Source organism: Zoogloea sp. LCSB751 (genome assembly GCF_002028455.1).
Taxonomy (GTDB): domain Bacteria; phylum Pseudomonadota; class Gammaproteobacteria; order Burkholderiales; family Rhodocyclaceae; genus Zoogloea.
The window spans coordinates 1-8,499 of record NZ_MWUM01000051.1 but is presented as its reverse complement, the minus strand read 5'-3'; the positions used below and the strand labels follow the sequence as shown (position 1 = coordinate 8,499).

General features: G+C 64.3%; 8 protein-coding genes. All 8 read left to right on the top strand.

Going from position 1 to position 8,499, the window contains the following annotated elements; genetic code table 11:
* A partial coding sequence (locus B4920_RS31080) for a hypothetical protein (RefSeq protein WP_139379629.1) occupies positions 1-86 on the top strand: 86 nt, incomplete at its 5' end.
* Positions 83-871, top strand: a complete 789-nt coding sequence (gene dmpH, locus B4920_RS25470; protein WP_079437551.1) for a 2-oxo-3-hexenedioate decarboxylase — start codon at positions 83-85, stop codon at positions 869-871. The genes B4920_RS31080 and dmpH, both read left to right, overlap by 4 nt.
* 23 nt (positions 872-894) lie before the next feature.
* Positions 895-1,086, top strand: coding sequence for a 2-hydroxymuconate tautomerase (locus B4920_RS25465; protein ID WP_079437550.1), 192 nt, complete (start codon positions 895-897; stop codon positions 1,084-1,086).
* 146 nt (positions 1,087-1,232) lie between these two features.
* The gene (locus B4920_RS25460; RefSeq protein WP_254051057.1) at positions 1,233-2,222 is read left to right on the top strand and encodes a YCF48-related protein; all 990 of its coding nucleotides are present in this window, start codon (positions 1,233-1,235) and stop codon (positions 2,220-2,222) included.
* Positions 2,223-2,230: 8 nt separating this feature from the next.
* Positions 2,231-4,621, top strand: coding sequence for an RND family transporter (locus tag B4920_RS25455; protein ID WP_079437549.1), 2,391 nt, complete (start codon positions 2,231-2,233; stop codon positions 4,619-4,621).
* Between the two features lie 91 nt (positions 4,622-4,712).
* On the top strand, positions 4,713-6,716 hold the full coding sequence (locus B4920_RS25450) for a DUF1302 family protein (RefSeq protein ID WP_079437548.1): 2,004 nt from the start codon (positions 4,713-4,715) through the stop codon (positions 6,714-6,716).
* Between the two features lie 16 nt (positions 6,717-6,732).
* The gene (locus tag B4920_RS25445; protein ID WP_079437547.1) at positions 6,733-8,040 is read left to right on the top strand and encodes a DUF1329 domain-containing protein; all 1,308 of its coding nucleotides are present in this window, start codon (positions 6,733-6,735) and stop codon (positions 8,038-8,040) included.
* Between the two features lie 82 nt (positions 8,041-8,122).
* A partial coding sequence (locus B4920_RS25440) for a hypothetical protein (RefSeq protein WP_216820027.1) occupies positions 8,123-8,499 on the top strand: 377 nt, incomplete at its 3' end.

Sequence of the window (8,499 nt, the reverse complement as noted above, 5' to 3'; positions counted from 1 at the left end):
GCCGTCGCGGCATGGTCGGTGGCCAGGAGGACATGATCGAGGATACGGCCATCACTATGGCCCGCGAGCGGGGGCTGACGGTATGAAGCTCGATCAAGCCACCATCGCGCGCCTCGCCGAGCATCTGGAAAACTGCGAGCTCGAGGCCAGGGACACCGTCAAGATCACCGACGAGTTTCCGGACATGGACTGGGACGATGCCTACGCCATCCAGGACACCATCAAGGCCCGCAAAGTGGCCCGCGGCACCCGCATCGTCGGCCTGAAGGCCGGCCTGACGTCCTTCGCCAAGATGAAGCAGATGGGCGTCGAGACGCCGGTCTTCGGTTTCATCACCGATTACGGCACGGTGCCGGACGGCGGAGAAGTGAAGGTGTCCGAGCTGATCCACCCGAAGGTGGAGCCGGAGATCGCCTTTGTGATGAAGCACGCCCTCAAGGGGCCGGGCTGTCACATCGGCGCCGTGCTGGCGGCCACCGACTTCGTGATCCCCGGTATCGAGGTCATCGACAGCCGCTACCGCGACTTCAAGTTCGACCTGAAGAGCGTGATCGCCGACAACACCTCATCGGCCCGTTTCGTGGTCGGCGGCCAGCCGCTGCCGGTCAGCGAAGTGGACCTGCGCACGGTCGGCGTGGTGATGGAGAAGAACGGCGAGCCGGTGGCATTCGGCGCCGGCGCTGCGGTGCTTGGTCATCCGGCGGCGGCCATTGCGGCCCTTGCCAACCACCTCGGCGCCCGTGGCGAGGAGATCCCAGCCGGTGCGCTGATCCTGTCCGGCGGCATCACCGAAGCCGTGGCGGTAAACGCCGGCGACAACGTGACCCTGCGGGTCCAGGGCATGGGTTCCGTGTCCATCCGTTTCAAGTAATCAAGTAAGCAAGGGAGATAAGCATGCCTTTCGCGCAGATCTACATGATTGAAGGCCGTACCGAAGAACAGAAGCGGGCGGTCATCGAGAAGGTTACCCAAGCCCTCGTCGAGGCCGTCGGTGCCCCGCAGGAGAACGTTCGTGTGTGGATCCACGACGTTCCCAAAGCCAACTGGGGTATCGCCGGCGTCAGTGCGAAAGATCTGGGACGCTGATCTTCCCGTGAGGCTGGCGGCGAAGCCCGCCGCCAGCCTCTGACAATTCGGGCGAGTGACGTCGCCAAAACAAAAAGAACTCCAGGCTTTTGCCATGGAGCGGGGCCGCTTTGCGCCCAAAAAACGAAATAGCTGGAGGAGACCCAGTGAAAGTCAAAATCGAATGCCGCGCACGCGGCATGGTGGCGTTCGCCAGTGCTGCCACCTTTCTTGCCGCTTGCCACGCTGCGCCCGACCTCTCCGGGGTCGCCAGCGAGTCGGCCAAGCCCGTTCAACGTTATGACACCACCCAGGCCCTTGCCAGCAACGGCAAGGTCGTCGTTGCTGGAACCCAGAGTGGGGCTCTGTTGGTTTCCGGTGACCAGGGACGTACCTGGAAGCGCCAGCCGCTGGCCGGCGCCTCGGTGATCGGCATTGCCACCTGCCCGGACGGGCGCTTCGTGGCGGTGGATTTCTTCCGCAAGGTTTGGAGCGCCGATGCCTCCGGCAGCGGCTGGAAGTCCGTGTCCCTCGACAAGCCGCGCACGCCGCTGGCCATCAGCTGCGATGGGGAAGGTCGCTGGTGGGTGGCCGGTACCGGCGCGACGCTGGCGGTGAGTGCCGACGCCGGCGCCAGCTGGAAGGTCACCGACCTGCAGGAGGATGCGCAACTCACCGGCATCCAGATGGTGGATAAGGAAGTGGGCTACGCCACTGGCGAGTTCGGCCTGGTGGCGACGACCACCGATGGCGGCACGACCTGGACCCGCCAGGGCAAGATGCCCGACGAGTTCTATCCCTACGCCAGCCTGTTCGCCAGCCGGACCGAAGGCTGGGTCAGCGGTATCGCCGGTCAGATCCTGCACACCACCGACGGTGGCAAGAGCTGGGCCAAGCAGACCAATGCGAGCCGTGCGCCGCTGTACCGGCTGTTCATGCATGAGGGCGTGCCCTACGGCGTTGGCGCCGGCGGTGTCGTCGCCCGCCTGGAAGGCACTACCTGGCGCAACGTGGCCTACCCGGACGCCGTGCCGGTCTTCCTGGCCGCCGCCGTGTCCCTGCCCGAACAACACGCCATCGTCGCCGGCGGACCGGGAGGCCTGCTGCGCCTCATCGGTACCCAGGCCCAACCGCTCGTCGCTTCCGCGGCCCACTGAGGCGCATCATGGTCAGCCAATCCCGTCACCGCATCACCCACGCCCTGCACAAGGGTGAGGCGTGGATCTTCGCCAACCCGAAGATCGTCCTGTCCCTCATCTTCTTCGTCACCTTGCTCTTCGGCGCGATGGTGCCGAAGCTGCGCATCTATTCCGACTTCGCCGACCTGCTGCCGCAGAACCACCCCTATATCCAGACCTACAACCGCCTGAAGGAGAATTTCGGCGGCGCGAACATGATCGTGATGTCCGTCGAGGTGGAGAAGGGCACGATCTTCAACGACGAAACCCTGGCCCTGATCCACAAGGCCACCCAGGGTCTCGACAGCCTGCCCGGCGTCAACCACAACCTGGTCAACAGTCTGACCCACCGCACCGCTCGCAAGATCTTCCTCGACGAGCAGGGCGGCTTCGCGTCGGAGTCCTACTACGACCCGCTGAAGAGCGGCCGCACGGTGGCCGAGCTGGAGCAGCTCAAGAAGGACGTGATCGCCAACCCGACGATCTACGGTCTGCTGGTGTCTCCCGACCTGAAGGCGGCCCTCATCAAGGCTCAGCTCAACGAGGCGGACATCGACTACCCGAAGACCTTCGCCGCCCTGCAGCAGGTGCGTGAGTCCCTTGCCAGCCCCGGCCACAAGATCTACGTCACCGGCAACCCGGTGCTGACGGGCTGGGTGTACACCTACCTCAACCAGATCGTCGAGATTCTGGCGTGGACGCTGGCGCTGCTGACTTTCCTGCTGGTGATCTACTTCCGCCGCCTGTACGGCATTGCGCTGCCGCTCTTGGGCATTGCGCTGTCGTCCATCTGGGGCCTGGGGTTCATGGCGCTGATGGGCATCAACCTGGAGCCGCTGTCGCTGCCGATCCCGTTCCTGATCGCCGCCCGCGCCACGTCCCACGGCGTGCAGCTGGTGGTGCGCTATTACGAGGAACTGGCCATCGTGAAGAACGGCCAGAAGGCTGCCCGCAACGCACTGGACGCGCTGTTCCGGCCGGGCTCGCTGGCGATCATCGTGGACGCAGTGGGCATCGCCGTACTGGTGCTCGGTGCTGCGCCGTTCAACCACAAGCTCGGCCTGGCGGCCGGCTTCTGGGGCTTCTCGGTGATTTTCACGGTGCACTTCATGGTGCCGCTGGCGCTCACCGTGCTACCGGCGCCGAAGAACACCGTCAATGCCAACGAAGGCGTGCGCAATTTCCTCGGCGCGGCGATGGCCCGCACCGGTGGCACCGACGGCGGTGCCCGCAGCATCCTGCTGCTGACGCTGATCGGCGCCATCGGCGGTCTGTACTTCGTCGGCAAGGTCCAGCTCGGCGAGTCGGAACCGGGTTCCCCGCTGCTGCACGTCAATCACGACTTCAATGTGTCCACCAAGGCCATCAACACGCGCTTCCCGGGCTCCGAGGAGTTGCACGTGCTGATGCGCACCGACGAGAAGGGCGGCATCAAGCGTCCGGAAGTGATGGCGGCCATCGAGCGCTTCCAGGCCCACATGCTGTCCGACCCGACCCTCGGCGGCGCCAAGGCGATTCCCGGCGTGCTGCGGGTGGTGAACAAGCTGACCCACAACGACGATCCGCGCTGGATGCAGGTGCCCGACACCGCCGACGAAGTGGGTGGCCTGATGTTCGCGTACATGGCGGCCAGCCCGATCCCAGGCGCGCTGAAGGAGTTCGTTAACGCCGACGAGAACGAAGCCAACATGGTCTTCTACTACAAGGACCACCAGGCCGACACCATCAACCGCGTCGTCGCGCTGGCCGAGGAGGGCAAGCGCCTGATCGAGGCCGACGTGAAGGGCATCCATATCGAGCTCGGCGGCGGCATCGTCGGCGTGACGGCGGCCGGCAACCAGGCCCTGCACACCGACCACATGATCATCATCCCGACCGTGATGCTGATCGCCTTCGTGATCGTGATGATCTACTACAGCTCGCTGCACGCCGGCTGGCTGATGGTCCTGCCGATGCTGTTCGCCACGCTGATGACCTACGCCTACATGGGCGCTGCCGGCATCGGCATCAATGTGAACACCGTGCCGGTGATCGCTGTCGGCGTCGGTGTGGGTATCGACTACGCGGTGTACTTCATGGACCGCATCCGCGAGGAATACGCGGTGCTGCAGGACATCAAGCAGGCGGTGATCCGCGCGGTGGCCACCACCGGCTACGCGGTGAGCTTCACGGCCATCACCCTGATCGCCGGCGTGGTGATGTGGATCTTCATGTCGGATCTGCGCTTCCAGTCGGATGCCGCGGTGCTCCTGTCCTTCATGCTCATCGTCAATGCCATCGCCGCGGTGCTGATCGTGCCGTCCTGGTGCGTGGTGTTCAAACCCAAGTTCGTCACCGCCGCTCACTACGACGCGGACGGCGTGCTCGAGAACGACTAGGAGGAAAGTCCGCCACAGCCAAATCTACCGATTCAAGGGAGGGCGGCTGGCTTTGCTCCGGCCGCAATCGAAAATTCAAGGAGGAGACACCATGAAGAACAGATCAAACCGGGCACAACCGGCTCTCACCCTTTGCGCACTGGCGGTGGCATCCGCCTGTGCATCCCAGGCTTTCGCCGAGGACAACCTGCCCGACATGGGCAGCAGCGCCGAACCGTGGAAGGTCGACACCTTCTACGAGAACCACACCGCCTTCCGTGGCCGCGACGACACCGGCAAGGTCGTCGGCCTGTCCAAGTTCCGCAACACCATGCAGGTCGAGGCGGACAAGAAGCTGTCCGGCGGCTGGGCCTTCCACGGCGTATTCCGCGGCAGCTGGGACGGCGTGTATCGCATGAACAAGGGCCAGTATGGTGAGGACGCGGGCGGTGCGATCACCTCCCAGAGCGTCCTGGGTGGTACGCAGACCACCGTGCCGTGGGGGACCACCTCGCCGGCCGGTCCGATCGGCTACACGGCCGTTGCGGGGCTCGGCTATCCCGGTTCGACGAACAACGCGTTTCTGGATTCCTACGCAAACAATCCCAACGCCGGTCTGCGAATCCTCGGCGACCGCTGGCACAAGACCAATGGTGGCGTGGGTTTTGCGACGCCGGTGCGCCCCTGCAACGTGGACAGCCGCGGCTGTGCCGACTTCGGCGGTTACGGCGACAAGAACCTGAACGAGCTGGAATTCCCTGAGTTCAACAGTCGCCTGGACTTCATCCGTGAAGCCTACGTGAAGAACAGCATCGACATCGGCGGCGGCCAGGAGCTGTTCCTCAAGCTCGGCAAGCAGCAGGTGGTGTGGGGCCGGACCGACCTGTTCCGCGTTCTCGATGTAGTGAACCCGGTCGATTTCTCCCGCAACAACATCTACGACGAGCTCCAGGACATCCGCATTCCCATGTGGATCGCCCAGGCCGAGTGGCGGATGGGCGCCAGCGAGTCCATGCAGGACCGCAACCTGCAGCTGATCTGGAACGTGGACCAGTTCCGCGCCAACAACCTGGGCCAGTGCGGTTCGCCCAACGTGGCGCTGGATGCGGGCTGCTTCTTCCGCGGCATGAAGAGCCTGTGGGACAACGGCGGCACCGTGGCCAACTTTGCCAACGTGGCGCCCAACACCTATCTGGCGACCAACTTCGGTCCCGGCCAGATCGGCCTGGCCGACGTGAACCTGCCCAAGTGGAGCCTGGCCAACACCCAGATCGGCGGCAAATTCGAAGGCGTGACGATGGGCGGCCTGTCCTTCTCGGTGAACGCGCTGCATTACCGCTCGCAACTGCCTTCCCTGCATGGCGGCAAGCGGGCTACCAACTCCTTCACCGGCGCCTACCAGAACGCCTGGCCCTACCTGATCTCCTTCGACATGAACTTCCCGCGGGTCAACCTGCTGGGTGGCTCGCTGGACTTCCAGTCGGAGACGCTGGGCGCGGCCTTCCGCGTTGAAGGCGCGATGACCTGGGGCGAGGAGTTCGCCAACACCCTCAAGCCCGAGCTGTTTTCCAAGAACCGCGTGTGGCGCAGCGTGATCGGTGTCGACCGGCCGATGTTCGTCCCCTTCATCAACCCGCACCGCACCACGCTGTTCTCCGGCCAGCTGTTCTGGCAGCACATCTTCGACCATGAGCTGGAGAGCACATCGATGGGCATGCGCGGCATTCCGGACTTCAAGGACAACGTGATCGGCACGCTGCTTATGAAGGGTTTCATGGCGGGTGACCGGATCAGCCCGCAGCTGATCATCGCCCGCGACTTCCGCGCCCGTTCCCATGCCATCGCCCCGGCGGTGGAATGGAGCACCACCGACAACCTGAAGTTCACCTTCGGCGCCAACTTCAAGGGCGGCTCCAACGGCCGCAACGAATTCGACGACTGCCGTTCGTGCAACCCGTTCGCGCCCTACACGTCCGGCTCCTATCCGGGGGATCCGATGGTGGCCTATTCCCGCGGCCTGGCCGGTATGGAACCGCTCGGTCGCTTCCGCGCCGGCCCCATCGGCGCCGCCATGCGGGAAGATGAGATCTACCTGACCATGCGTTACAAGTTCTGATCGAGGAGACACCTACATGAAAAAGACCTTCATTGCCGCGGCCCTGGCCGTGCTCGCTTCCGGCCTTGCCCACGCCGCCACCGAAGCCGACGTGGAAAACACCTTCAACCCCTACAAGGGCGGCTTCCCCAAGGCGGCTGGCCTCAGTGCCGGCACGGTGATCAACAAGGGCAACGCCGATCAGTTCAAGGATGTGCTGCCGGCTGGCGTGTTCAAGCTGCTGAAGGACGGCCTGTTCGAGATCAAGGTCGGCCCGACGACCCAGTTCGAACTCTCCAAGCCCTACATCGAGGCGACCCGCAAGAACCTCGGCAAGGCCAAGCTCGGTGCCAAGAACGGCGACATCGAAGGCTACGTGGCCGGCCGGCCGTTCCCGGAAGAGCCCGACGCCAAGGACCCGCGCGCCGGCGAGAAGCTGGCCTGGAACTACAAGTACGGCGTGAACTGGGGCGACAACGCGGCGATCTATCCGTTTTACTGGAAGTTCCGCAACATGCAGACCGGGCAGGTCGAGAAGACCCTCAAGCTCAACATGCACTTCCTCAACTTCAAGCACCGCGTGAAGGATGCGCCGATGCCGGAAGTGACACCGAATCCGTCCGAGCTGTTCCGCGCCATCTACATGAAGGTGCTCGAGCCCCAGGATCTGAAGAACACCCAGCTGCTGATCCAGCGCTACGAGGATGACCAGAAGCTCGACGACGCCTACCTGTACCTGGGCTTCCAGCGTCGCGTGCGCCGCCTGGCCACCGGACAGACGACCGACGCCTTCCTCGGCTCCGATCTGATGATCGAAGACTTCGAGGGCTACAACGGCCGCATCTCCGACATGAAGTGGACCTACAAGGGCACCAAGAACGTGATCCTGCCCATGTGGAACCACAGCGAGCTGAAGCTCGCCGGCGACATGCCGGCCGAAGGCGACAACTTCAAGTACGTGAACTTCGGCGGGCAGGGCGGCTGTTTCCACGAAGGCACCTGGCAGTTGCGCAAGGTCTATGTGCTCGAAGCGGCGCCGGTCAATCCGAACCACCCGGTTTCCAAGCGGGTGTTCTACATGGACGCCCAGCTCGGCAACCTGAACGGCGCCAACGAGATCTACGACCGCAAGGGCGAGCTGTGGAAGGTCTTCATGGTCGGCAAATCCCATCCGGACCACCACCTGCCGCTCAACAAGGGTTCCGGCATCGGCATCGACGACGCCTTCTCGATGGTGGACGTGCAGAGCAAGCACTGCACGACCGGCCAGTTCAAGGGCCAGGTGGACGCCAAGCTGAACCCGCCGTCCATGTTCCAGGTGCAGTACATGCGCGGCGGCGAGTGATTGATCCGCTGATGGCATGACTTCAGGCCAGCCCGCGGAGCCTCCGCTGGCTGGCCTTTTTTCTCCTTACGCAGAGCTTTTCATGACGACTGAAATTCTCGCCTCCGGGATCGGCCTGATCCTGTTGCTGGCCGTCGGTACCTTGGTGTTCGCGCTGGCGCGCCGTCCGTTGCGCCAGGTGCAGCACCAACTGGATGCCATCCGCGGTCTGCTCGACGACGCCAGCGCGTCGGCCTCTGCCGCCGATTCGGTGCGCCGGCTCGAAGGCCTCCTGCAGCAGAAGGTCGCTGCAGCGCGTCGCATGGGTGAGCTGGCCCGCGACCTGATGGTGTCCTCCGGCACGCTGGTGTCGTCCTTCACCGACGTGGTGCAGACCGCCGATCAGCAGTCGGAACTGGCGCTGGCCGCCTCGGCGGCGGTGGATGGCATGGCGGCCGGCATCGGCGCGGTGTCGACGGA